Source organism: Comamonas koreensis, assembly GCF_014076495.1.
GTDB lineage: Bacteria > Pseudomonadota > Gammaproteobacteria > Burkholderiales > Burkholderiaceae_C > Comamonas > Comamonas squillarum.
Genome location: NZ_CP043575.1, coordinates 3613953 through 3638867, shown reverse-complemented (window position 1 = coordinate 3638867; position 24915 = coordinate 3613953). Strand labels below are relative to the sequence as shown.

Annotated in this window: 20 protein-coding genes and 4 tRNA genes; 18 read left to right on the top strand and 6 right to left on the bottom strand. The window is 63.3% G+C overall.

Going from position 1 to position 24915, the window contains the following annotated elements:
- Positions 1-158: 158 nt before the first annotated feature.
- A complete protein-coding gene (locus F0Q04_RS16560; protein ID WP_182342177.1) occupies positions 159-2933 on the top strand; it encodes a DUF349 domain-containing protein in 2775 nt (924 codons plus the stop codon).
- A gap of 188 nt (positions 2934-3121) precedes the next feature.
- Here F0Q04_RS16560 and F0Q04_RS16555 read toward each other — a convergent pair.
- The 4 genes from F0Q04_RS16555 to F0Q04_RS16540 form a co-directional block, all read right to left on the bottom strand.
- Positions 3122-3206, bottom strand: a tRNA-Leu gene (locus F0Q04_RS16555).
- A gap of 172 nt (positions 3207-3378) precedes the next feature.
- Positions 3379-3463: transfer RNA gene (locus tag F0Q04_RS16550), tRNA-Leu, on the bottom strand.
- Between the two features lie 369 nt (positions 3464-3832).
- Positions 3833-3917, bottom strand: a tRNA-Leu gene (locus tag F0Q04_RS16545).
- A gap of 115 nt (positions 3918-4032) precedes the next feature.
- Positions 4033-4117 (bottom strand) — tRNA-Leu (locus F0Q04_RS16540).
- 19 nt (positions 4118-4136) lie between these two features.
- On the opposite strand from F0Q04_RS16540, the gene rnr reads away from it, so the two are divergent.
- Together rnr and F0Q04_RS16530 are read left to right on the top strand one after the other, a co-directional pair.
- Positions 4137-6443 (top strand): ribonuclease R, encoded by a 2307-nt coding sequence (gene rnr / locus F0Q04_RS16535; protein ID WP_116924204.1) that lies wholly within the window; start codon positions 4137-4139, stop codon positions 6441-6443.
- Between the two features lie 94 nt (positions 6444-6537).
- Positions 6538-7296 carry an SDR family oxidoreductase gene (locus tag F0Q04_RS16530; protein WP_116924203.1) on the top strand — a complete coding sequence of 253 codons (759 nt, stop codon included), beginning with the start codon at positions 6538-6540 and terminating at the stop codon, positions 7294-7296.
- 15 nt (positions 7297-7311) lie between these two features.
- Here F0Q04_RS16530 and F0Q04_RS16525 read toward each other — a convergent pair whose 3' ends face one another.
- Positions 7312-8889: an NAD(P)H-hydrate dehydratase gene (locus F0Q04_RS16525; RefSeq protein WP_182342175.1), complete on the bottom strand. Its 1578-nt coding sequence runs from the start codon at positions 8887-8889 to the stop codon at positions 7312-7314.
- A 47-nt stretch (positions 8890-8936) separates the two neighbouring features.
- Complete coding sequence (locus tag F0Q04_RS16520) at positions 8937-10193, bottom strand: NAD(P)/FAD-dependent oxidoreductase (protein ID WP_116924201.1); 1257 nt, start codon at positions 10191-10193, stop codon at positions 8937-8939.
- A 352-nt stretch (positions 10194-10545) separates the two neighbouring features.
- Between F0Q04_RS16520 and rpsB the strand changes: the two genes are divergently transcribed.
- From rpsB to rnhB, 15 genes are all read left to right on the top strand, one after another.
- Positions 10546-11298 (top strand): 30S ribosomal protein S2, encoded by a 753-nt coding sequence (gene rpsB, locus F0Q04_RS16515; protein WP_116924200.1) that lies wholly within the window; start codon positions 10546-10548, stop codon positions 11296-11298.
- A gap of 114 nt (positions 11299-11412) precedes the next feature.
- On the top strand, positions 11413-12303 hold the full coding sequence (gene tsf / locus F0Q04_RS16510; RefSeq protein WP_021026556.1) for a translation elongation factor Ts: 891 nt from the start codon (positions 11413-11415) through the stop codon (positions 12301-12303).
- A gap of 80 nt (positions 12304-12383) precedes the next feature.
- Positions 12384-13103, top strand: a complete 720-nt coding sequence (gene pyrH, locus F0Q04_RS16505; RefSeq protein WP_116924199.1) for a UMP kinase — start codon at positions 12384-12386, stop codon at positions 13101-13103.
- Positions 13104-13152: 49 nt separating this feature from the next.
- Positions 13153-13713, top strand: a complete 561-nt coding sequence (frr, locus tag F0Q04_RS16500) for a ribosome recycling factor (protein WP_021026558.1) — start codon at positions 13153-13155, stop codon at positions 13711-13713.
- A gap of 27 nt (positions 13714-13740) precedes the next feature.
- Positions 13741-14454: a polyprenyl diphosphate synthase gene (uppS, locus tag F0Q04_RS16495; protein WP_116924198.1), complete on the top strand. Its 714-nt coding sequence runs from the start codon at positions 13741-13743 to the stop codon at positions 14452-14454.
- A gap of 61 nt (positions 14455-14515) precedes the next feature.
- A complete protein-coding gene (locus F0Q04_RS16490) occupies positions 14516-15370 on the top strand; it encodes a phosphatidate cytidylyltransferase (RefSeq protein WP_182342173.1) in 855 nt (284 codons plus the stop codon).
- Positions 15371-15378: 8 nt separating this feature from the next.
- Positions 15379-16557: a 1-deoxy-D-xylulose-5-phosphate reductoisomerase gene (gene ispC / locus F0Q04_RS16485; protein ID WP_116924197.1), complete on the top strand. Its 1179-nt coding sequence runs from the start codon at positions 15379-15381 to the stop codon at positions 16555-16557.
- Between the two features lie 55 nt (positions 16558-16612).
- On the top strand, positions 16613-17974 hold the full coding sequence (gene rseP, locus F0Q04_RS16480; protein ID WP_182342171.1) for an RIP metalloprotease RseP: 1362 nt from the start codon (positions 16613-16615) through the stop codon (positions 17972-17974).
- A gap of 104 nt (positions 17975-18078) precedes the next feature.
- Positions 18079-20319 (top strand): outer membrane protein assembly factor BamA, encoded by a 2241-nt coding sequence (gene bamA / locus F0Q04_RS16475; protein WP_409935199.1) that lies wholly within the window; start codon positions 18079-18081, stop codon positions 20317-20319.
- The gene (locus tag F0Q04_RS16470; RefSeq protein WP_021026564.1) at positions 20319-20840 is read left to right on the top strand and encodes an OmpH family outer membrane protein; all 522 of its coding nucleotides are present in this window, start codon (positions 20319-20321) and stop codon (positions 20838-20840) included. The genes bamA and F0Q04_RS16470 overlap by 1 nt, the downstream gene beginning before the upstream one ends.
- 13 nt (positions 20841-20853) lie before the next feature.
- The gene (lpxD, locus tag F0Q04_RS16465; protein WP_116924194.1) at positions 20854-21840 is read left to right on the top strand and encodes a UDP-3-O-(3-hydroxymyristoyl)glucosamine N-acyltransferase; all 987 of its coding nucleotides are present in this window, start codon (positions 20854-20856) and stop codon (positions 21838-21840) included.
- A gap of 12 nt (positions 21841-21852) precedes the next feature.
- Positions 21853-22293 carry a 3-hydroxyacyl-ACP dehydratase FabZ gene (fabZ, locus tag F0Q04_RS16460; protein ID WP_021026566.1) on the top strand — a complete coding sequence of 147 codons (441 nt, stop codon included), beginning with the start codon at positions 21853-21855 and terminating at the stop codon, positions 22291-22293.
- A 6-nt stretch (positions 22294-22299) separates the two neighbouring features.
- Positions 22300-23100 carry an acyl-ACP--UDP-N-acetylglucosamine O-acyltransferase gene (gene lpxA, locus F0Q04_RS16455; RefSeq protein WP_116924193.1) on the top strand — a complete coding sequence of 267 codons (801 nt, stop codon included), beginning with the start codon at positions 22300-22302 and terminating at the stop codon, positions 23098-23100.
- Entirely contained in the window at positions 23100-24281 is a 1182-nt protein-coding gene (lpxB, locus tag F0Q04_RS16450; protein ID WP_232539372.1) for a lipid-A-disaccharide synthase, read from the top strand. The genes lpxA and lpxB overlap by 1 nt, the downstream gene beginning before the upstream one ends.
- Positions 24253-24888, top strand: coding sequence for a ribonuclease HII (rnhB, locus tag F0Q04_RS16445; protein ID WP_116924192.1), 636 nt, complete (start codon positions 24253-24255; stop codon positions 24886-24888). Before lpxB ends, rnhB begins: the two co-directional genes overlap by 29 nt.
- Positions 24889-24915: the final 27 nt, after the last annotated feature.

The following is a 24915-nucleotide window of genomic DNA, read 5'->3' as shown; positions in this document are numbered from 1 at the left end:
AAACCGGGTCAAAATAGCACCCTGGATGCAGGCCAGGCAGTTTCGCAGAGACTCCCTTGGGCCGGCTTCCCTCTTTTTTATGTGCCAATGGCTGCATTGCGCTGCATTGCGCTGCATTGCGCTGCGATGCAGGCCGTATTTACGACTGAACTGACTCCATGTTCCCCTTTATCTCGCGCAACAAGACGCCCGAAACCCCTGAGCCCGCACCCGCACCCGCCAAGGCGGCCGCTGCCCCCCATCCCCTCGATGGCGTCACCGGTGGTGCTTTCTCGGCTGCCACCTCGGGCGAGCGTGCAGCCAAGGTGCGCGAATGGCTGGCGACCAACCCGGGTGCCGAGCAGCTGCAGGAAGTGTTCAAGGAGCTGTCTGCCCGCGACAAGGGCGCTGCCAAGGCTATCCGTGAGCGCATGGAAGAGATGCGCCGCGCCAAGGGCCAGGAGGCCATCGCCGCGGAATGGGCCGAGAAGGCCGAGAAGCTGCTGGGCGCCTCCAAGCTGAACATTGCCGATGCCCTGGCCTGGCAGCGTGACGCCGCCAAGGCTGGCGCGCCGCTGTCGCGCGAGCCGCTGGCCGCGCTCAAGATCCAGCTGGCCGACCGCATCAAGACGATTGAAGACCTGCAGCACCGCGTGCAGGTGCAGCGCGAAGCCGCCGTGCTGCTGGCCCAGCGCGTCGAAGTGCTCTCCACCAAGTCCTACAAGGATGCCCAGGCTGCCCAGGCGGCACTGGCCACCGATGTGCAGCACTGGCAGGACCAAGCTGCCGTGCTCGAAGGCGATGCCAGCTGGGGCAGCGTCGAAGCGCGCTACCCGAGCATGCTCGACGCCTCCAAGTCGCAGCTGCTGCTGGTCTGGGATGCGTTCCAGTCCGCCCTCAAGCAAACCCTGGCTGCCGCTGAAGATGCGCAAGCGCCGCTGCCCACGGTGCCGGTCTGGGCCGACGAGATCCGCGCCGGGCGCGGCCTGCCCACCGAAGTGGAGCAAGCTGCCGCCCGTGCCGCTGCTGCCAAGCCCGCTGCCGACCCGCAGGAAGCCAAACGCGCCAAGCATGCGGTGCAAGAAGCGCTGAAAGCCTTGCAGGCCCATACGGCCGAAGGCCATGGCAAGGGCGCATCCAGCGCGGCGCAGCAGCTGCGCGCTGCCCTCAAGCAGCACGGCAAGCTGATCGACCAGGACCTGGAATCGCAGGTCAACACCGCGCTGATCGCCGCCGGTGAACTCGAAGGCTGGCAGCGCTGGAGCGCCGACAAGGTGCGCGAGGAGCTGCTGGCCAAGGCCCAGGGCTTGCTCGCCCGCCCCGAAGGCCAGGAGCTGGGCGGCCGCAAGCTGCAAGAAGCGCTGCGCCAGCTGCGCGAGGACTGGAAGAAGGCCGACCAAAGCGGCCCCACCAACCATGCGCTGTGGAAGAAGTTTGATGAGGCCTGCAACGCTGCTTACAAGCATGTCGAGGTCTGGCTGTCCAAGGTGCGCGAAGAGGGCGCCAAGCACCGCGCCGAGCGCGAGGCCCTGATTGCCGAGCTCAAGGGCTGGGTCGAGGCGCACAAGCCATCGACCGATTGGAAGCGCATTCAGCGCGACCTGTTCCAGTTTGGTGACCGCTGGCGCGCCAGTGGCCATGTGGGCGAAAAGGCCTATGCCGAGCTGCAAGAGGCCTGGAAGACCGCGCTGCACGAGGCCTCTGCGCCTTTGCATGCAGCCCAGAAGCAGAGCATTGCGCGCCGCGAAGCCATGGTGGCCCAGGCCGTGGAGCTGGCCGCTGCGCCCAACCTGAACATTGACGCCGTGCGTGAGCTGCAGCGCCAGTGGCAGACCGAAGCCCAGTCCGTGCCGATGGACCGCCGCCATGAGCAAAAGCTCTGGGATGCGTTCCGCAAGCCACTCGATGAAGCCTTTGCCCGCAAGACCCAGCAGCGCGAACGTGTGCAGCACCAGCTGAGCGCCCGCGACCAGGCCGTGCTCGACGCCTCCAAGGCGCTCGAAGCGGCCAACCACAGTGGCGATGCTGCCCAGATCCAGGCCGCGCTCAATGGTTTGCAGCAAGCGCTGCAGGCCCAGCAAGCCCCAGTGGCGGCCGAGCCTGTTGCCGCTGCACCAAAGGCAGCGGCGCCAGAAGCGGTTGCAGCAAATGCGGCTGCTGTAGATGCGGCAGCACCAGTGGATGCGGAGCAGCCAGCAGAACCTGCAGCCCAGGAGGGTGCCGATGCAGAGGCCGCTGCTGCTCCGGCACCAGCGCCAACACCTGTGGCCCCCAAGCCCGTGATTGCCCAGCGCAGCGGCGATGACCGCCCCGGTATGCGCCGTGATGCGCCCGCAGCCGCTGGCCGCCCCGGCAAGCCTGGTGGCGATCGCCGTGACAGCCGCGATGGCCGCGACAGCCGTGGCCCGCGCAGCGACCGTGGCCAGGAGCGCCGTGGTGGAGATGACCGCTTTGGCCGGGGTGAGCGCATGGACCGAGCGCCGCGCGAAGACCGGGGCCCCCGTCTGGGCGATGCCGCCTTTCGCGCCCAACGCGATGCGGTGGAGCATGCCCAGGCTGCGCTGCGCAAGCTCGCCACCCAGGCCCATGGCCAGGCGCTGACGCAGATGATGGATGCATGGAGCAAGCGCGATGCCGCGCTGCTGCCCCAGGCCCAGGATCTGGGACGCCTTGCCAGCGGCTCGCGCAACAGCTGGAGCCAGGCCATTGCCGCGCCTGCTGCCGGTGATGGCCGCGAAGCCATGCTGCGCCTGGAGATGGCAGCGGAAGTGCCCACCCCTGCCGAGCACATCAATGCCCGCCGTGCACTGCAATTGCAGCTGCTGACGCGCCGCAATGATCCTTCGCCGCAAGAGACCTGGCAGCAGGATGTTGCCAAGGTACTGGCCACCAGCAGCGACGAGGCCTCGGCCCGCCGCCTGCAAAATGCCTTGAAGGCTTTGCTGAAGAAGTAAGCCTTCTACAGCGCCGCCCTCACAACGCCCTGTGCTTGAACGCCAGGGCGTTTTTTATGGGCCTGGTGCTGGGCTTACCTGGTGGAGAGGGGAGTGAAGGGCGGGTCCTGTGGTGGCTGCGGGCTGGCAGCTTGCGTGCAAGCAGACAACAAAAAAGCCATTGCACATGGGTGCAATGGCTTGATGTTTGGTGCCCAGGAGAGGACTCGAACCTCCACGATGTTACTCGCTAGTACCTGAAACTAGTGCGTCTACCAATTCCGCCACCTGGGCTTTCAGGATGGAGCAATTATAGGAGGGTGTTGGTGGCGGTTTTAGAAAAACTGCAAAATTTTTCTCAAAAAAGATAGCGTGAGACTGCGGGTGGCTGTGCGCTGCCGCAAAGCATGCCCGGCCCAAAGCAAAAAAGCTGCTGCACATCGTGTGTGCAGCAGCTTTTGCTGTTTGGTGCCCAGGAGAGGACTCGAACCTCCACGGAGTTACCCGCTAGTACCTGAAACTAGTGCGTCTACCAATTCCGCCACCTGGGCTTTCAGGGAAGCCGCAATTATAGGGGTGATTTTTGACCGCTTCGGGGCAAATTCGGAAAATTTTTCAGAGCGCCGGGTGGGGGTGCCATTTCGCTCAGCGGCTGCCCCAGTTCCAAGGTGCTGCGAGCGGTTGCAGTGGCTGGTGCCGGCCAGGTTTGGCAAGTGATGCAAGCTGGCATGGCGCCCAAGAGAATACGGCATCACTGTACAGAGGAGTGTGGCGAGGGGGGGGTCTGCCACCTCTGCAGCTGATGGTGTGGTGCCTGCCGAGCGCAGGCTATATCGGGAGCGCAAAGATGCGGTTTGCGCCGTCGATGCCCATCGCAGACAAAGAAAAAGCCGCTGCACGAAAGTGCAACGGCTTATGTCTGGTGCCCAGGAGAGGACTCGAACCTCCACGATGTTACTCGCTAGTACCTGAAACTAGTGCGTCTACCAATTCCGCCACCTGGGCTGATGATGCAGGGCAGTGCCCCTTATCGACTTTCCTAAAAAACCACTGTTGAACCAGCCCGTTAAGACTGATTTTTCACCGTTTTCACAAAACAAGTTGTACTTGTCGTTAAACTTGGTGCCCAGGAGAGGACTCGAACCTCCACGGAGTTACCCGCTAGTACCTGAAACTAGTGCGTCTACCAATTCCGCCACCTGGGCATTTCAGGAAAGAATCAGATTGTATATCAAAAAAACGGCTTCCAAAACAGGAGCAGATAATTTGTCAGAAGAAATTGAAGGTGTAGTCCAAGGCCACCGTGAAGGCCACGGCTTTGTGATCCGGGATGACAACGAAAGCGACATCTACATTCCGGCCAATGAAATGCGCGCCGTACTGCACCGTGATCGGGTCCGCGCCCGCATCGTGCGCACCGACCGCCGCGGCCGCCCCGAGGGCCGCATTGTTGAAATCATCGAGCGCTCCGCGCAGCCCATCATTGGCCGGCTGCTGCAGGAAAGCGGCGTCTGGCTGGTAGCGCCCGAGGACAAGCGCTATGGCCAGGATGTGCTGATCCCCAATGGGGCGATTGGCGCGGCCAAGACCGGCCAGGTTGTCGTGGTGGAGTTGACCGAGCCCCCAGCCTTGTTTGGCCAGCCGGTGGGCCGCGTTGTCGAGGTGCTGGGCGAGATCGACGACCCCGGCATGGAAATCGAGATTGCGGTGCGCAAATATGGCGTGCCCCATGAGTTCTCGGACGAGTGCCTGGCGCTGGCCAAGAAGCTGCCGGACAAGGTGCGCCTGGCCGACCGCAAGGCCCGCATCGACCTCACCGATATCCCGCTGGTCACCATCGATGGTGAAGATGCGCGTGATTTTGACGATGCGGTGTACTGCGAGCCCGCCAAGATTGGCCGCACCAAGGGCTGGCGCCTGCTGGTGGCGATTGCCGATGTGAGCCACTATGTGCAGAACGGCAATGCCATCGACGTTGATGCCTACGACCGTGCCACCAGCGTCTACTTTCCGCGCCGCGTGATCCCCATGTTGCCGGAGAAGCTCTCCAACGGCCTGTGTTCGCTCAATCCCAACGTGGACCGCCTGTGCATGGTGGCCGATATGCTGGTCACCGCCGATGGTGAGCTGCAGGCCTACCAGTTCTACCCTGCGGTGATGCACAGCCATGCGCGCTTTACCTATACCGAGGTGGCGGCCATTCTGGCCAACACCCGGGGCCAGGAAGCGATCAAGCGCAAGGAGCGTGTGGCTGACCTGCTCAACCTGCACGATGTGTACAAGGCTTTGCTGTCGGCGCGTGGCCGTCGCGGCGCGGTGGATTTCGAGACCACCGAGACGCAGATCATCTGTGACGAGAACGGCCGCATCGAGAAAATCGTGCCCCGCACCCGCACCGAGGCCCACCGCCTGATTGAAGAGGCGATGCTGGCAGCCAATGTCTGCGCGGCAGATTTCATCCAGCAAAGCGGCCAGCCCGGGCTCTTCCGGGTGCACGAAGGCCCGACGCCCGAGAAGCAGGACATCCTGCGCGGCTACCTCAAGGCCATGGGGGTGGGCTTGTCGATCAGCGACGACCCGAGTCCGGCTGAGTTCCAGGCCATTGCCCAGGCCACCAAGGACCGGCCCGATGCCCAGCAGATCCACACCATGCTGCTGCGCTCGATGCAGCAGGCGATCTACACGCCGATCAACAGCGGCCACTTTGGCCTGGGCTACGAGGCGTATACCCACTTCACCAGCCCGATCCGCCGTTACCCTGATTTGCTGGTGCACCGCGTTATCAAGGCCGCCCTGCTGGGCAAGCGCTACCAGCTGCCGCTGCTGCCCACGCCTGGAGAGGCCGAGGCCAAGCTGGCCAAGCGGCTGGCCAGCCGGGTGGCTGCCCCCAAGCAAAAGCTGCAGGCCGAGCGTGTGCAACGCGTATCGCGCGAAGTGCAGGCCTGGGAAGCGGCGGGCCTGCATTGCAGTGCCAATGAGCGCCGTGCCGATGAGGCCAGCCGCGATGTCGAAGCCTGGCTCAAGTGCAAGTACATGCGCGAGCACCTGGGCGAGGAGTACAGCGGCATGGTCTCGGCCGTCACCTCGTTTGGCCTGTTCGTGACCTTGGACCAGCTCTATGTCGAAGGCCTGATCCACATCACCGAGCTGGGGGGTGATTACTTCCGCTTTGACGAGATGCGCCAGGAGCTGCGCGGCGAGCGCACCGGCATCCGCTACACGATTGGCACCCGCCTGCAGATCCAGGTCAGCCGCGTGGATCTGGATGCGCGCAAGATCGACTTCCGCCTGGTGCGCGAGGGTGAGGATGCAGCCCGCGCACCGGCCTCCAACGGCCGTGCGGCCAAGGTGGCGTCGTCGCCGTCCAGCCGCCAGCGCGAGGGGCGCGATGAGGCCTATGACGCCCAGCGCGCCAGCCTCAAGCGCAAGGCCAAGGGTGCTGCGCATGCTGCCGGCAAGCCGCGTGGCAATGACCGGGGCGCCGGCGCGAGCAAACAACCGGGACAGAAGACACCGCGCAAACGCCGCTGATCGGCTGTGAATTCACTATGATCGAAGCTAGGCCATCCCCGGGATGGCCTGGCTTTTTTCGTTCACAGAGCTGAGAACTATCGAAGGAGTACGGATGACCGAGAAGACGCGCAAGATTGCAGTGGTGACCGGTGCGGGCACCGGGATTGGCCGCGCAGCGGCGCTGGCCTTGATGAAGGACGGCTGGTCGGTGGTGCTGGCCGGCCGCCGCGCGCAGCCTTTGCAGGAAGTGGCCAGCCATGTGGCAGACGCCGGCCAGGCCCTGGTGGTGCCCACCGATGTGGCCGACCCGGTGGCGGTCAAGGCCTTGTTCGATGCGGCCGTGGCCCAGTTTGGCCGCGTGGACATGCTGTTCAACAACGCCGGGCGCGGCGCGCCTGCGGTGCCGATCGATGAGCTGCCGGTCGAGACCTGGCAGGATGTTGTCAATGTCAACCTCAACGGCATGTTCTATTGCTTGCAGCAGGCTTTTCGCGTGATGCGCCAGCAGTCGCCGATGGGCGGGCGCATCATCAACAACGGCTCCATCTCGGCCCATGCGCCCCGGCCCATGTCGATTGCCTATACCGCCACCAAGCATGCGGTGATGGGCCTGACCAAGACCGCCGCGCTCGATGGCCGCAAGTGGAACATCGCTGTCGGCCAGATCGATGTGGGCAATGCCGGCACCGAGCTGGCGATGCGCATGACCCAGGGCGTCATGCAGGCGCATGGCGAGATTGCGCCCGAGCCACTGATGGATGTGGATGTTGTGGGCCAGTCGGTGCTCTATATGGCCAATCTGCCGCTGGAATGCAATGTGCTGTTCCACACGGTGATGGCCACCAAGATGCCGTTTGTGGGGCGCGGCTAAGTCCGAGTCTGGTTGTCAGCCTGGCCGTTGCAGGCTGCGCGCCAGGCGCGATGCCGTCAGCATGCGTGCCGGCGGCCAGATATCGGCCGCATGGCCATGCAGCCAGACGGCATGGAGCAGCGGCTGCCAGGCCTCCGCCCAGCTGCTGCCGGGCGGCAACGCTGCCAGGTGCGCGCCGATGCAGCCCGCCAGCACATCGCCGGTGCCGCCAATCGACAGGCGGGCATTGCCGCTGTGGTTGATGGCATAGCGCCCATCTGGCGCGGCAATGACCGAGCCGCTGCCCTTGAGCACTACCAGGCACTGCCATTGCTGCGCCGCCTGGCGCGCGGCGCCTATGCGGTCGCGCTGGATCTGCGCAGTGCTGCTGCCCAAGAGGCGCGCCAGCTCCAGTGGGTGGGGGGTGAGCACCGTGGGCCCAGTCGCACTGGCTTGGGCTGCCCGCTGCAGCAGCGCTGTTTGTACAGCGGCTTGGGCGGCGATGGCGTTGAGCGCATCGGCATCGAGCACCAGGCTGCCTGCATGCGGCAAGGCCTGAGGAATCACATCGCTGACCAGGCTGCCACCGCCGCAACCACAGACCAGGCTGCCGCGCAGTGCGCGCATGGCCTCCAGCGATCGGAGCATGATGTCGGCCGCGATGCCGCCAGGCCTGGGCGATGTGCAGCTGCTGCCCAGCAGATGTAGCATGACCCGGCCGGCCCCGGCATGCAGCGCCGCGCTGGCGGCCAGCATGGCGGCGCCTTCCATGCCCTGGCCATCGTGGCTGGCGCTTTGGCCGCCGATGACACCGACATCGCCAAACAGGCCTTTGTGGCTGTTGTGGGTGGGCAGAGGGTTTTGGGCGCGGATGACCAACTGGCCGGTGCCTGAGGAGGTATCCATATCGGCGGCAGGAATCCGGTCACAGCGCCAGACCGGGTTGTGGGCCGACAGCGGTGCCAGCCAGACCTCGCCGGCCCAGTCGCGCCCCTGCAGGGTAAAAAGCCCGGGCTTGAGGGCCAGCATGCTGAGCGTGAAGCGGCGGCCTCTGGGGGCTTGTGGCACCAGGGGTTCTAGCCATGGCAGCCAGGCGCCGGTATCGGCCAGCAGGCCCGAGGGCGTGTCGATGCACAGCACATCGCGATCGGTTTCCAGCAGCTGCTGCAGCCAGGCCAGCGCGGGGCCTTCGGTGGGGGCGCTGCGGCCGGCGCTCAGGCCAATGCCCCAGACTGCATCGATGGCCAGGTCGAAATGGGCGGGCGGTTGCGCGCTGATCGCCAGGCCTGCGGCCTGGGCGCGTTGCAGCGCATGGGCGGCATCGGCGGGCAGGGCCTTGCCGGCGCTGGGCTGCAGGCTGATATGCACGGTCTTGCCGGCGGCTCGCAGATGGATGGCGGTTTCGAGGCCATCGCCGCCGTTGTTGCCGGCGCCGCAGGCCACCCAGATATGCCGGGCATGCGGCGCAATCGCCAGGGCCAGGCGGGCTGTGGCTTCGCCAGCGCGGGCCATCAGGCGGTAGTGGGGCAGCGTGGCCGCCAGCGATTGCTCGCGCGCGCGAACCTGGTCGCTGGAGAGCAGGGCGGGATAGGGCAGAGTGGCAGAAGCGGGCATGGCACCATCGTAGCGCAGGCCCTGGCCTGGGTGGCTGGTACAGCTGGTTAGCGCAGGCGGTGAAGATCCAGCGCTTCGGGGGCGGTGCTGGTGCTCTGGCCCATGACCAGCTGGCGCACATGGTGGGCGCAGCCCATCGACAGCCCCCAGCCATAGCCGCCGTGGGCGGTGTTGAGCCAGACGCCCGGGATGCCGGAGGCGCCCACAACCGGCAGGCCATCGGGCACCGTCAGGCGCGCGCCGCGCCACATCTGCAGGATCGATTGGCTCGGCTGGATGCAGCCGGGGAACCACTCGAGCAGCACGCTGATCAGGGCGTGGCGGGCGTCATCGCTGCGCTCGGGGCTGTCGGCGTAGCCCAGCTCGGCGCCGCCGCTGATGCGCAGGCGCGAGCCCTGGCGCGTCAGGATCATGTTGTTTTCCAGATCGATGATTGCGCGGCGCGGGGCCAGCGACTCTTCGCTGATCTGGATGCTCGCGCTATAGCTATAGATAGGCGCGCTGGGCAGCTGCACATGGTGCGGGCGCAGCAGCTGGTTGGTGTGGGCGCCGGCGCAGAGCACCACCGCATCGAAATCCTGCGTGCCGGCGGTCAGCTGCACGCGCACGCCCTGGCCTGCACTCTGGATGCCGCTGACGGGCTGCTGGGTATGGAGCTGCAGGCCATGCGCTTGCAGCGCCTGCAGCAGCCCCTGCGAAAACAAGCGCCCATTGCCCGACCAAGCTTCCGGCAGGTGCAGGGCGCCGGCGATCTGGATCTCGGTGGCCAGGCCCGGCTCGATGGCGCGGGTTTGGGCTTCGTCGCAGCGCTGGTAGTCAATATGCGCGGCCGACAGGCGCCGGGTCAGTTCATACAGCGCAGCGGCGCTGGGCTCCTTGCGCAGCGGCAGCAGCAGGCCCTGGCTGAACTGGCCGTTGATCTCCAGCATTTCCTGCACATGCTGCATGCGCTGCATGGCCAGCAGCTCCAGCGACTGCAGCGCAGGCAGGGTTTCGCGGTCGCGCAGCTTTTTGGCAATGCCTTGCTGGCGGCGCGCCCAGCGGCGGGGAGAGGAGAGCACGCTGCCCTGGACCTGCAGCTCGGCAAACGCCGGGCGCGACATGCCCAGCTGCAAGGCTTGCTGGAAGGCGGTGGCACCCCAGGGATTGATCGCGCAAGGCCACATCAGCCCTGAGGGGGCAAAGCTGGCCTCCTCGCCAGCTGCGCGGTGCTGCTCGAAGATACTGACCTCGTTGCCGGCCTCCATCAGCTCGAAGGCCGTTGCTATACCTGCAATGCCTGCTCCAACGATCGCAATCTTCATAACAACAAAAACAGGGGGCCGTTCATAGGATGGGGCGCGGCCGGTGCAAGCATTTGCAAAAGCCGTGCGTTCGAGTGCCAGATTGTGCCTAGTTTTTTGCGCTTGCCGTGGTAAGGCGCGCCACTGTGGTTCAAAAAACGCAAGCAATCGTCAAGGTGGGGGTTGGTGCAACTTCTTCGCGACCCATGCCGGACTATGTTAGAATCCTAGGGTTTTGCCGAGTGTGGCTTGCCGCATCGGTTCAAAACGAAATCGCAAACCTGCCTACCTAAGGTGTTGCGGCATGCGGTGCACAGGCACGGCTGCCGTGATAGTGGGGCAGAATTTTAGACCTAACCTTCGGAGAAGATATATGTCCGTTACGATGCGCGAGATGCTGGAAGCCGGCGTCCACTTTGGCCACCAAACCCGTTTCTGGAACCCCAAGATGGGCCAGTACATTTTCGGTAGCCGCAACAAGATTCACATCATCAACCTGGAAAAGACCCTGCCTCTGTTCCAGGACGCACAAAAGTTCATCAAGCAGCTGTCGGCCAACCGTGGCACCATCTTGATGGTGGGCACCAAGCGCCAAGCGCGCGAAATCCTGGCCACCGAAGCACAACGTGCTGGCGTGCCTTACGTCGACCAACGCTGGTTGGGTGGCATGCTGACCAACTTCAAGACCGTCAAGACCTCGATCAAGCGTCTGAAGGACATGAAGGCCCAGCAAGAAGCAGGTCTGGAATCGATGAGCAAGAAAGAGCAACTGATGTTTGCTCGTGAGCTGGAAAAGCTGGAAAAGGACATCGGCGGCATTCAAGACATGAACGCACTGCCAGATGCCATTTTCGTGATCGATGTGGGCTACCACAAGATTGCCATCGCTGAAGCCAAGAAGCTGGGCATTCCTCTGATCGGCGTGGTTGACACCAACCACAACCCAGAAGGTATCGACTACGTGATCCCTGGTAACGATGACTCGGCCAAGGCTGTGGAGCTGTATGCTCGCGGTATCGCCGACGCGATCCTGGAAGGCCGTGCCAACGCCGTGAACGACGTGGTCAAGGCTGCTGCCGGCGAAGAAGGCGACGAGTTTGTGGAAGTGGAAAACACCGCTGCTTAATCCACAGGGCTGCCCATTGGGCCGCGAATGAAAAGCGGGGCTCCAGATTAGCCCCGTTTTTTTTACCTACGTTTCCACAATCACCCCAACTGAACTGAATACGGAGAGAGAAAAATGGCAATTACCGCAAGCATGGTGGCAGAACTGCGCGCAAAGACCGACGCGCCCATGATGGAATGCAAGAAGGCTCTGACCGAGGCTGATGGCGACATGGCCAAGGCCGAAGAGCTGCTGCGCGTCAAGCTGGGCACCAAGGCCGGCAAGGCAGCATCGCGTATTGCCGCTGAAGGCGTGATCGCCGCTGTGGTTGAAGGCAACAACGGCGCGATCATCGAAGTCAACAGCGAAACCGACTTCGTCTCCAAGAACGACAGCTTCATCGCCCTGGCCAATGCAGCGGCCAAGCTGGTCTCCGAAAAGAACCCTGCCGACGTGGCGGCCCTGAGCGCACTGGCTTACGAGCAAGACGGCTTTGGCCCCACCCTGGAAGACGTGCGCAAGGGCCTGGTCGGCAAGATCGGCGAGAACATGTCGTTCCGCCGCTTCAAGCGCTTCGAAGGCAGCAACCTGGCGCTGTACCTGCACGGCACCCGCATCGGTGTGGTGGTCGAGTTCGAAGGCGACGCGCAAGCGGCCAAGGACGTGGCCATGCACGTGGCTGCGATGAAGCCCGTGGCGCTGACCAGCGCTGACGTGCCTGCCGAGCTGATCGAGAAGGAACGCACCGTCGCTGCCGCCAAGGCGGAAGAGTCGGGCAAGCCCGCTGACATCGCCGCCAAGATGGTGGACGGCGCTGTGCAGAAGTACCTCAAGGAAGTCTCGCTGTTCAACCAGGTCTTCGTGAAGGCCGCTGACGGCAAGCAAACCGTCGAGCAAATGCTCAAGGCCGCCAACACCTCGATCAAGAGCTTCACGCTCTACGTGGTGGGTGAGGGCATTGAGAAGAAGGTGGATGACTTCGCTGCCGAGGTCGCCGCGCAGGTTGCGGCCGCCAAGGGCCAGTAATCATCCTGACAAAGGGGCTACGGCCCCTTTGTTTCACCTATCGTTTTTTCACCCATCCCCCACACCTGGAGCTCTCCACCATGTCCCAAAGCCCTGCCCACAAGCGCATTCTTCTCAAACTCTCCGGTGAAGCTCTGATGGGGGATGATGCTTTTGGCATCAACCGCGCAACCATTGTGCGGATGGTCGAGGAGATTGCCGAGGTGACTCGGCTGGGCGTTCAGGTCGCTGTCGTGATCGGTGGCGGCAATATCTTCCGCGGCGTGGCCGGCGGCTCGGTCGGCATGGACCGTGCCACTGCCGATTACATGGGCATGCTCGCGACGGTGATGAATGCACTGGCGCTGGCCGATGCGATGGACAAGCAGGGCCTGACAGCCCGCGTGATGTCGGCCATCGGCATCGAGCAGGTGGTCGAGCCCTATGTGCGCCCCAAGGCGCTGCAGTACCTTGAAGAGGGCAAGGTTGTGGTGTTTGCCGCAGGCACGGGCAACCCCTTCTTCACCACCGATACCGCAGCGGCGCTGCGCGGTGCTGAAATTGGCGCAGAATTGGTGCTCAAGGCCACCAAGGTCGACGGTGTCTACACGGCCGATCCGATGAAGGATCCCAATGCCACGCTCTACACCAAGCTGAGTTTTGATGAGGCGATGAGCCGCAACCTGGGCATCATGGATGCGACGGCCTTCGCCCTGTGCCGTGATCAGAAACTGCCCATCCGTGTATTCTCCATCGTCAAGAGTGGCGCGCTCAAGCGCGTGGTGATGGGTGAAGATGAGGGCACGCTGGTCTACGCCTGATGGGCGGCTGGCGTGTGCAAGTGCAGAATGTGGTAGTTAGGAGTTGACAATGACAGTCGCTGAAATCAAGAAGAATCTCGAAGGCAAGATGGACCAATCGATTGCCGCGTTCAAAAACAACCTGACCAAGATCCGCACCGGCCGCGCCAATCCCGCGCTGCTGGACACCATCCAGGTTGACTACTACGGCTCGATGATGCCGCTGTCGCAAGTGGCTAACGTGGCCTTGATAGACAGCCGCACCATCAGCGTGACGCCTTGGGAAAAGGCCATGGCGGCCAAGGTCGAAAAGGCCATCCGCGAAAGCGACCTGGGCCTGAACCCCGCCTCGATGGGCGACCTGATCCGCGTGCCGATGCCGCCGATGAGCGAAGAGCGCCGCAAGGAAATGACCAAGCTGGTCAAGGCCGAAGGCGAGAACGCCAAGATCGCCATCCGCAACCTGCGCCGCGATGCCAACGAAGGCGTCAAGAAGCTGGTCAAGGACAAGGAAGCGTCGGAAGACGACCAAAAGCGCTCGGAAGCCGAGGTGCAGAAGATCACCGACAAGCACATCCAGCTGATCGACCAGTTGGTGGTCGAGAAAGAAAAAGACATCATGGCGGTCTGATCCAGGTCTGGATCTGTTTTTCCGCGCATGACTGCTGCTGCAATACCGCACCACATTGCCATCGTGATGGATGGCAATGGCCGGTGGGCCAAACGCCGTTTTCTGCCACGCCTGGCAGGCCACAAGCAAGGGGTGGACTCGCTGCGCCGCTGCGCCAAGGCCTGTGCCGAGCGCGGCGTCAAGGTGCTCACCGTGTTTGCCTTTTCTTCCGAGAACTGGAACCGGCCAACCGACGAGGTCGATGGCCTGATGAACCTGCTGGCCGGCGCACTGGCCAAGGAGGTGCCATCGCTGGCCCGTGATGGCATCCGTTTGTTCTTTGTCGGTGACCGCGCTTCCTTGTCTGCCAAGGTGCAGGCGGGCCTGGCGCAAGCCGAGCAGGCTACGGCCCACAACGACCGCATGGTGCTCAATGTCTGCTTTAACTATGGCGGCCGCTGGGATATTGCTCAGGCGGCGGCCAAGCTGGCCGCTGCGGGCCAGGCCATCAACGAAGTGGCCCTCAACGATGCCATGGCGCTGGCCCATGTGCCGGACCCCGATCTGCTGATCCGAACCGGTGGCGAGATGCGCATCAGCAATTTTCTGCTGTGGCAATCGGCCTATTCGGAGCTGTATTTCAGTGACAAGTGGTGGCCTGATTTTGACGAGCAGGCTCTGGACGAGGCGATGGCCGAATTCCAGCGGCGCGAGCGCCGCTTTGGCAAGACGTCCGAGCAACTGGTCCAGTCCCCCTCGTAGTGCACCTGCCCGCTGATGCCTGCTACTGTAGGCATCAGTTTTGTTTTTTCAGGAGATCCATTTGCTCAAACAACGCATCATCACGGCCATTGTTCTCCTGCTGATTCTGGTGCCCGCCATCGCTGCGGCCAATCCGGTTCCCTTTGCTGCGTTGATGCTGTTGGCCGTGGTCGCCGCGGCCTGGGAGTGGGGGCGCCTCAATGGCCTGCAAGGCATGGCCGCGTACGGCCTGGGGGCTGTCGCGTTGCTGCTGTGCGGCGCTGCCTGGGCCATGGGCTGGACGCAGGCGGCGCTGCCCACTGTGTGGCTGGTGGCTGGTGCCGCCTGGGTGCTGATGGCCGCCTTCTTGCTCAAGGGTGGCGTGCCTGGCTGGGCGCCCATTCCGCGTGCGCTGCGCCTGGTCGTGGGTGTGCTGGCGCTGTGGGTGGCCTGGCTGGCCATTGCACAGGCCAAGTGGATGGGTGTGAATTTTCTGCTGTCGGTCTTTGCCCTGGTGTGGATGGCCGACATTGGCGCTTATTTTGCAGGCCGCCAGTTCGGTCTGCGTTTTACCAAGAACAAGCTCGCGCCGGCCATCAGCCCGGGCAAAAGCTGGGAAGGCGTATGGGGCGGCGCGCTGGGCGTGCTGCTGATGGCCTTGGTGTGGAGCTGGGCAGATCGCCATTTTGGCGCGCAGGTGCCTAGCTTCTACAGCCGGCTCTGGGATTTTTCGCCCTGGCTGATGGTGCTGTCCTGCGTGTTTCTGGCTGGCATGAGCGTGGCCGGTGACCTGGTAGAGTCCCTCGTCAAGCGCAGCGCCGGCATGAAGGACAGCAGCCATCTGCTGCCCGGCCATGGTGGCGTGCTCGACCGCATCGATGCCATCTTGCCGACCGTGCCGCTTGCGCTGATGCTGCTGCAATTTTTGGATAAGTGAACCTCGCGATGACCATGCAAGTTACCGTGCTCGGATCGACGGGCTCGATTGGAACCAACACGCTCGATGTGGTGGCGCGCCACCCCGACCTCTACCGCGTTTTTGCGCTGAGCGCGCATTCGCGCGTGGACCTGATGCTCGCGCAGTGCCTGCAGTTCCAGCCGCGCTACGCGGTGATGACCAGTGCCACCGCCGCCACCGCTTTGCGCGAAGGCCTGCAAGCGGCAGGCAGCCGGGTCGAAGTGCTCGAAGGCGAGGCGGCGCTGGAGATGGTGGCTTCCCACAGCGATGTACATGCGGTGATGGCGGCCATTGTGGGCGCCGCTGGCCTGCGCCCGGCGATGGCTGCGGCCAAGGCCGGCAAGCGCTTGATGCTGGCCAACAAGGAAGCGCTGGTCGTCGGTGGCCAGCTCTTTATGGATGCGGTCGCTGACGGCGGCGCGACCTTGCTGCCGATCGACAGCGAGCATTCGGCCATCTTCCAGTGCCTGCCCGAAGACCCCGCGGTCTGGCCCCAGCGCGTGGACCACATCATCCTCACGGCCTCGGGCGGGCCCTTCCGCACCCGTGAGCCAGCGAGCTTGCGCGATGTGACGCCGCAGCAGGCCGGCAACCATCCCAACTTTGCGATGGGCCGCAAGATCTCGATCGACTCGGCCACGATGATGAACAAGGCGCTGGAGGTGATCGAGGCGCGCTGGCTGTTCAACCTGCAGCCCGAGCAGATCAAGGTGGTGATCCATCCGCAGCAGATCGTGCATTCGATGGTGCAGTTGCGCGATGCCTCGGTGCTGGCCCAGCTGGGCACGCCCGATATGCGCGTGCCGATTGCCTGTGGCCTGGCCTGGCCCGAGCGCGTGGCCAGTGGCGCCGCGCCACTGGATTTCGCCAAGCTCTCGGCACTGACCTTTGAAGAGGCCGATGCAACACGCTTTCCCGGCCTGCACCTGTCCTGGCAGGCGCTGCGTGCGCCCCATGGCACGAGCACGGTGCTCAATGCCGCCAACGAAGTGGCCGTCGCCGCTTTTCTGGATGGCCGCATGCGCTTTGACCAGATCTACCAGGTCAATGCGCAGGCGCTCGAAGGCGTGCAGCCGCAGGCGCCCGACAGCATCGATGCGCTGCTGGCGCTCGATGCCGAGGTGCGCGCCTACGCCCAAGGCCTTATTTCGGAGCTGGCCGTTTGACAGGGCTATTGTCCGGCTCAGTAGAATCGCGTTTTTCATAGCAAGGGCTTGAGCAATGTTGACCGTTGTTGCATTTGTCGTTGCGCTGGCCGTTTTGATCGCCGTGCACGAATATGGCCACTACCGCGTGGCCGTGGCTTGCGGCGTGAAAGTGCTGCGTTTCTCGCTGGGGTTCGGCCGCCCCCTGTTGCGCTGGAAGAAAAAAGGCGCAGACACCGAATTCGTCATCAGCGCCATTCCGCTGGGCGGCTATGTGCGCATGCTCGATGAGCGCGAGGCGCCGGTCGCCGCGCATGAGCGCCATCTGGCCTTCAATGTGCAGCCGCTGCGCGCGCGCGCCGCCATCGTCGCCGCCGGGCCGCTGGCCAACCTGCTGCTGGCCGTGCTGCTCTATGCCTGCGTGAACTGGGTGGGCGTGCGCGAGCCCGCCGCCATTGTTGGCACGCCGCCGGCTGCCAGCTTGCTCGCGCAGGCAGGCCTGCAAGGCGGTGAAGAAATTGTGTCCATGGGTTTCCCCGATGCGGAACCTGAAGCGGTGCGCTCGCTCGACGACCTGCGCTGGTTTGTGGCGCAGGCCGCGCTGGGTGGCAAGGATGTGGTGCTGAGCGCCCGCCCCGGTGCCGGCGCGGCAGAGCGCAGCTACCGCTTGCCGCTGTCCACCATCGATGCCCGCGAGGCCGATGCCAAGCTGGTCGACAAAATTGGTTTGACCCACGCCTGGACTGATGCCATGCTCGGCGACTTTGAGGCGGGCAGTGCCGCAGCCCAGTCGGCGCTGCGCAAGGGCGACAAGGTGCTGTCCATCGATGGCCAGCGCGTGGGCGATGGCGGCGAGCTGCGCCGCATGATCCGCGCAACGGGCGAGCAGGGCGTGCCTGCTCTGCAGGACTGGCTGGTGTCGCGCAACGGCGCGCAGCTGCATGTGCCGGTGCAGCTCGCGCAAAGCGAGGACAAGGGCAGCAAGATCGGGCGCCTGGGCGCGTTCATCGGCGCGCCGCCTGCGATGGTGGATGTGCGCTATGGCCCCTGGGAAGGCCTTGCCCGGGGTGCGCAAAAGACCTGGGAAGTCTCGGCGCTGACGGTCAAGATGATGGCCAAGATGGTTATCGGCCAAGCCTCGCTGCAGAACATCAGCGGGCCGCTGACGATTGCCGAATACGCGGGCAAATCTGCCGAGGTCGGCCTCACCCAATACCTGGCCTTTTTGGCCCTGATCAGCGTCAGTCTGGGCGTGCTCAATCTGCTGCCGCTACCGGTGCTCGATGGCGGTCACCTGATGTATTATCTTTGGGAGGCTGTCACTGGCAAGCCACCCACCCTGCAATGGATGGAGCGCTTGCAAAAAGGCGGTATAGCCGTTTTGCTGCTCATGATGTGCATTGCGTTCTTTAACGATTTGTCTCGGCTCTTGGGCTGACTTTCTTGCCCCTGCTGCATAATGAGCGGCTCTGGTTGCTATCACAAATGACATATTCCATCCCTTCTTCGCTTCTTCGCAAGACCACGGCTGCAGCTGCGTTGATGCTGCTTGCCAAGCTGTCGTGGGCTTTGGACCCATTCACTATCCAAGACATTCGTGTGGAAGGCCTGCAGCGCGTAGAGCCGGGCACCATCTTTGCGTCCATGCCTTTGCATGTGGGCGATGACTACAACGACGAAAAGGGATCGGCAGCCATTCGCTCCTTGTTCGCGCTGGGCCTGTTCAAGGACGTGCGCCTGGAAGCCAATGGCAATGTGCTGGTTGTGGTGGTGGAAGAGCGCCCCACGATCGCCAACGTCGACTTCCTGGGCACCAAGGAGTTCGACAAGGACGCGATGAAAAAGGCCATGCGGGATGTGGGCCTGACCGAAGGCCGTCCTTACGACAAGGCCCTGACCGACCGCGCCGAGCAAGAGCTCAAGCGCCAGTACATCAACAAGAGCCTGTATGCCGCCGAAGTGGTGACCACGGTCACGCCTATCGAACGCAACCGCGTGAACCTGACCTTCACCGTGACCGAAGGGGATGCGGCCAAGATCAAGGAAATCCACATCAGCGGAAACAAGGACTTCAAGGAATCGACCTTGACCGACCTGTTCGACCAGGACACCGGCGGCTGGCTCAGCTGGTACACCAAGAGCGACCGCTACTCCAGCTCCAAGTTCAATGCCGACCTGGAGACGCTCAAGTCCTACTACCTCTCGCGTGGCTACCTGGAGTTCCGCATCGAGTCTACCGAAGTGTCGATCTCGCCGGACAAGGAGCGCATCTCGATCAATCTGCAGATCCATGAAGGCCCCAAGTACGTGGTCTCGGGCGTCAAGCTCGAAGGCAATTACCTGGAGCGCGATGACGAGTTCAAGTCGCTGATCTCGATCAAGCCCGGTGAGCCCTACAACGCCGACCGCGTGACCGAAACCACCAAGCGCTTTACCGACCACTTCGGCAGCTTTGGCTACGCGTTCTCCCGCGTGGAAGCGGTGCCCGAGATCGACCGCGAGAACAACCGCGTCGAGCTGGTGCTCAAGGCCGAACCCTCGCGCCGTGCCTATGTGCGCCGCGTGAACGTGGCCGGCAACAACCGCACACGTGATGAGGTGGTGCGCCGCGAAGTGCGCCAGTACGAAGCGTCCTGGTATGACTCGGACAAGATCAAGCTCTCGCGCGACCGCGTGGACCGCCTGGGCTTCTTCAACGATGTCGCGATCGACACGCAAGAGGTGCCCGGCGCGCCCGACCAGGTTGACGTCAACGTCACCGTGCAGGAAAAGCCCACCGGCTCGCTGCAGCTGGGTGCCGGTTACTCCAGCGCTGAAAAGGTCTCGCTGACCTTTGGTATCAAGCAGGAAAACGTCTTTGGCTCGGGCAACTACCTGGGTATCGATGTCAACACCAGCAAGTACCACCGTACCTTGGTGGTGAGCACCACCGACCCGTACTTCACGCCGGACGGTATCTCGCGTACCTATGACATGTACTACCGCACCGACCGTCCGTATGACGAGCAGGGCGGCAACTACCAGATCGTGACCACCGGTGCCAGCGTGCGCTTTGGCATTCCATTCAGCGAGCTCGACACCATCTATGTCGGCGGTGGTCTGGAAAACACCCGCATCAAGCTGGGCACCAACATGCCTGCGGCCTACCTGGACTACGCCACCCGCTACGGCGACACCAGCCTGAACTTCCCGCTGACGCTGGGTTGGTCGCGCGACAGCCGAGACAGCGCATTGGCGCCCAATTCGGGCCGCTTCCAGAAGCTGAACTCAGAATGGTCGCTGTTTGGTGATGCCCGCTATCTGAAGGGTAACTACCAGATTCAGCAGTACCTGCCTTTGAACAAGCGCTACACCATTGCGCTGAACGGCGAGGCTGGCTGGGGCAAGGGTATGGGCGGCAAGGTCTTCCCCGTGTTCAAGAACTACTTCTCCGGTGGTCTGGGCTCGGTGCGCGGCTTTGAGCAAAATACCCTGGGTCCCCGTGATGTGACCGGCGCCACGCTGGGTGGTGCCAAGAAGGTCACGTTGAATGCCGAGTTCATCGGCCCCATGCCCGGCACCGGCAATGACCGCACCTTCCGCTGGTTTGCGTTTGTGGACGCGGGCAATGTCTGGGGTGATGGACAGGATTTGAAACTGAATGAAATGCGTGCGTCTGCAGGTATCGGGTTGAGCTGGATTTCCCCACTGGGACCGCTGCGTTTGGCTTATGCTCAGCCATTTCGCAAATTCACAGGCGATAAAATCCAGAAATTGCAATTCCAAATCGGAACATCTTTCTAATGAAAACCGTATCTCGTTCTTTCCCATTGCTGGTATTGGCAGCAGCGCTGTCTTTTGGCGCTGCAGCGCAGGCCCAAGAGTTCAAGGCAGGTTTCGTCAATACAGATCGCATCTTCCGCGAAGCCAACGCCGCCAAGGCTGCGCAAACCAAGCTGGAGGCCGAGTTCTCCAAGCGTGAAAAGGACCTGCTGGACCAGGGCAATGCCTTGAAGACCGCTGGCGAGAAGTTCGAGCGCGACGCGCCGACGCTGTCCGAGAGCCAGCGCGTGACGCGCCAGCGCCAGCTGGTGGACCAGGACCGTGAATTCCAGCGCAAGCGCCGTGAATTCCAGGAAGACCTCAGCGCCCGCAAGAGCGAAGAGCTGTCCCAGGTGCTCGAGCGCGCCAACAAGGTCGTCAAGCAAGTGGCCGAGCAGGAAAAATACGATGTGGTGCTGCAAGAAGCGGTCTACATCAACCCCAAGTTCGACATCACCGAAAAGGTTCTGAAGGCACTGAACGCTTCTGCCCCTGCCAAGTAAGACAGAGGTACGCGTGAGCCTGCAGCTAGTTCAGATCATGGAGGCCCTGGGAGGGACGCTTGAGCAAGGGGATCCAGCGATGGAGATCCAGGCCATCGCCTCGCTCGAAGATGCCGGCCCGCAGGACTTCAGTTTTCTCAGCAACCCCAAGCTGCAAGCCCAGATGCTGGCCTCCAAGGCCGGCTGCATCGCCGTCAGTGCGCAGATGCAGGAGCAGGCCCGCCAGCGTGGCGGCGCCTACCTGGTGGTGGACAACCCCTATCTCTACTTTGCGCGGCTGACGCAGCTGTGGCGCAAGCACCATGCGATACGTCCGGTGCCCGCCGGTATCCATCCCTCTGCGGTGGTGGAAGAGGGTGCCATCGTGCACCCTTCTGCGTCCATTGGGCCGCTGTGCCATGTCGCCAGCGGTGCCGTCATCGGTGCCGATTCGGTGCTGACCTCACGGGTGACCGTCGGGGCCGACTGCGTGCTGGGCGAGCGTGTGCTGGTGCAGCCCGGTGCGGTCATCGGCGGCGACGGCTTTGGCTTTGCCAATGAGGGCGGGCGCTGGATCAAGATTGAGCAATTGGGTGGTGTGCAGATCGGCGATGATGTCGAGATCGGCTCCAACAGCTGCATCGATCGCGGAGCGCTGCGCGACACCCTCATTGCCAATGGCGTGAAGATCGACAACCAGGTGCAGATCGGCCATAACGTCGAGATTGGTGAGCATTCGGCCATGGCCGGCTGCGTCGGCATCGCCGGAAGCGCCAAAATCGGACGCCATTGCACGATCGGAGGCGCTGGAATGATTCTGGGCCACCTGGAAATCGCCGACAATGTACATATTTCGGCGGCCACCGTGGTCAGTCGCTCGATCAGGCAGCCGGGTCAGTACACCGGCTTCTTCCCCATCGACGACAATGGCAGCTGGGAAAAGAACGCCGCTACCCTAAAACATCTCCATGCGTTGAGGGACCGAATCAAGGCCTTGGAGCAAACTCAGAAAAACGGCTAAGCCGAGTTCACAATGATGGATATTCAAGCAATTCTCAAGCAGCTGCCTCACCGCTACCCCTTCTTGCTGGTGGATCGCGTGCAAGAGCTTGAGCGCAACACCCGCATCAAGGCGATCAAGAACGTCACCTTCAACGAGCCGTTCTTTACCGGTCACTTCCCGGGCCGCCCTGTGATGCCTGGTGTGCTGATCCTGGAAGCCTTGGCGCAGGCCGCGGGCCTGCTGGCCTTTGATGCCATGGGCCAGGTGCCCGATGAAAACAATATCTACTACTTCGTCGGTATCGACTCGGCGCGCTTCAAGCGCCCGGTGGTGCCGGGAGACCAGCTGGTGCTGGAGATCACCATTGACCGCGTGCGCGGCGGTATCTGGAAGTTCAATGCCGTGGCCAGCGTGGAAGGCGAAGTCGCTGCAGAAGCACAGCTGATGTGCACCATGCGCCACGTGGAATAACGGTAGATGACGGCGGTCAGTCCCATCCACCCTTCGGCGATCGTTGACCCTGCGGCCCAGTTGCACCCCACGGTGTCAGTTGGGCCGTACGCAGTTATTGGCCCCCAGGTTTGCATTGGCGCCCACACCCAGGTGGGTGCGCACTGTGTGATCGAGGGCATCACCACGATCGGTGAATCCAATGTGATCCATTCGCATGCTGCGCTGGGCGGCGTGCCGCAAGACAAGAAATACGCGGGTGAGCCGACCCGGCTGGAGATCGGTGACCGCAACACCATTCGCGAGTTCTGCACCTTCAACACCGGCACCGCCCAGGATGGCGGCGTGACCCGTGTCGGCGACGACAACTGGATCATGGCCTATGTGCATATTGCCCATGACTGCCAGGTCGGCAACCAGACCATCTTGGCCAACAATGCCACCTTGGCGGGCCATGTGCATGTGGCCGACTGGGCCATCATCGGCGGTCTGTCGGGCGTGCACCAGTTCACCAAGGTGGGCGCCCATGTGATGGCCGGGTTTGCCAGCCATATCAGCCAGGATGTCCCCCCGTTCTGCATGGTCGAAGGCCACCCGCTGGCGGTGCGTGGTCTCAACCTGGAAGGCCTGCGCCGGCGCGGTTTCAGCGCCGAGCGCCTGGCGGTCATCAAGCAGGCCTACCGGCTGCTGTACCGCAGCGGCCTGACCTTGCAGGCGGCCGTTGAAGCGCTGGACAACCTGCAGGGCAGCTGTGAGGCAGAAGCCCAGGCCGATGTGCAGCTGATGCTCGACTTTCTGCAGCAATCCAAGCGCGGCATTGTGCGCTGATGGCTGCGCCTGCCGTCATGGATCCACAGCAAGAGATGTTCTTGGCCATGGTGGCCGGCGAGACCTCGGGCGACCTGCTGGCCGGCTTGGTACTGCAGGGGCTGGCTGAGGATTTTCCCGGCCTGCGCTCTGCCGGTATTGGCGGGCCGCGCATGGCCCAGGCTGGGTTTGAGGCCTGGTGGCCCAGCGAGCGCCTGGCCGTGCATGGCTACAGCGCCGAGCTGGTACGGCGCATCTGGGGTATTTTGCGCATCCGCAAGCAACTGGTGCAGCGTTTGACGGCGCAGCCGCCCCGGCTATTCGTCGGTGTCGATGCGCCCGATTTCAACCTCGGTGTCGAAGAGCGCCTGCGCGCCCAGGGCATCAAGACCGTGCATTTTGTCTGCCCCTCGATCTGGGCCTGGCGCCCTGAGCGGGTCGAGAAGATCCGCCGCTCGGCCGACCATGTGCTGTGCATTTTCCCGTTTGAGCCAGCGTTGCTCGCCCAGCACGGCATTGCTGGCACCTATGTGGGCCATCCGCTGGCCAATGTGATCCCGCTGCAACCCAACCGTGCAGCGGCACGCCAGCAGCTGGGCTTGCCGCTGGAGGGTGAAGTGCTGGCCGTACTGCCGGGCAGCCGCGCCTCGGAAGTGAGCTACATCGCCAAGCCATTTTTTCTGGCCGCCGCGCGCCTTTTGCAGGCGCGACCTTCGCTTACAATCGTCGTCCCTGCCGTTCCGGCTTTGCGCGCACGCATTGATGCGCTGGCTGCTGAATGCGGGATATTGGAGCGCATCCGAGTGCTGGGTGGCCAGTCGCACCTGGCGCTGGAGGCCTGTGACTGCACCTTGATCGCCAGCGGTACCGCCACCTTGGAGGCGGCGCTGTTCAAGCGGCCCATGGTCATCAGCTACCACATGCATGCCATCAGCTGGCGCTTGATGCGCCGCAAGCAGCTGCAGCCCTGGGTGGGCCTGCCCAATATCCTGTGTCAAGACTTTGTCGTGCCCGAGCTTTTGCAAGAGGCGGCGACGCCCGAGGCCTTGGCCGAGGCAGTGGCGCAATGGTTGGACGCGCCACGCCTTGATCCAGCACGCCTGGCCCAGTTGGAGCAGCGTTTTCATGACCTGCACCTGGAACTGCGCAGGGATACCCCAAAGCTTGCTGCCGATGCCATCCAAAAAATTCTCTCTGCCTGACCAGGCCTCCTTGCCTTGGCATCCGCCGGGCTTGGTTGCGGGTGTGGATGAGGCAGGTCGGGGACCCTTGGCGGGTCCGGTGGTGGCGGCAGCGGTCATTCTGGATGAGCGCTCGCCCATTGCCGGGCTGGCCGATTCCAAGAAGCTCACGGCGCGCGCACGCGAGCGCCTCTACGACGAGATCTGCGGCAAGGCGCTGTGCTGCTCGATTGCGCAGGCCTCCGTTGAAGAAGTCGATGGCCTCAATATCCTGCAAGCCACGATGCTGGCCATGCAGCGCGCGGTCAACGGCCTGCGTCTCAAGCCCGTGCGCGTGCTGGTCGATGGCAACCGCATTCCGCGCCTGGAGGTGCCTGCCGAGGCCATCGTCAAAGGCGATGCGCTGGTGCAAGCCATCTCGGCGGCATCGATTCTGGCCAAGGTGCACCGGGACCGCTGGTGCCAGGATATCGACCGGCTCTACCCGCAGTACGGCTTTGCCGCGCACAAGGGCTACGGCACCGCGGTGCACCTGGCGGCGCTGCAGAGCTTTGGCGCCTGCCCGGAGCACCGGCGCTCGTTCTCTCCGGTGGCCCAGGCGCTGGCCTTGGTCAAGACGGGCGCCTAAATCTCCGCCCTCGCTGTTTGCAGGCGC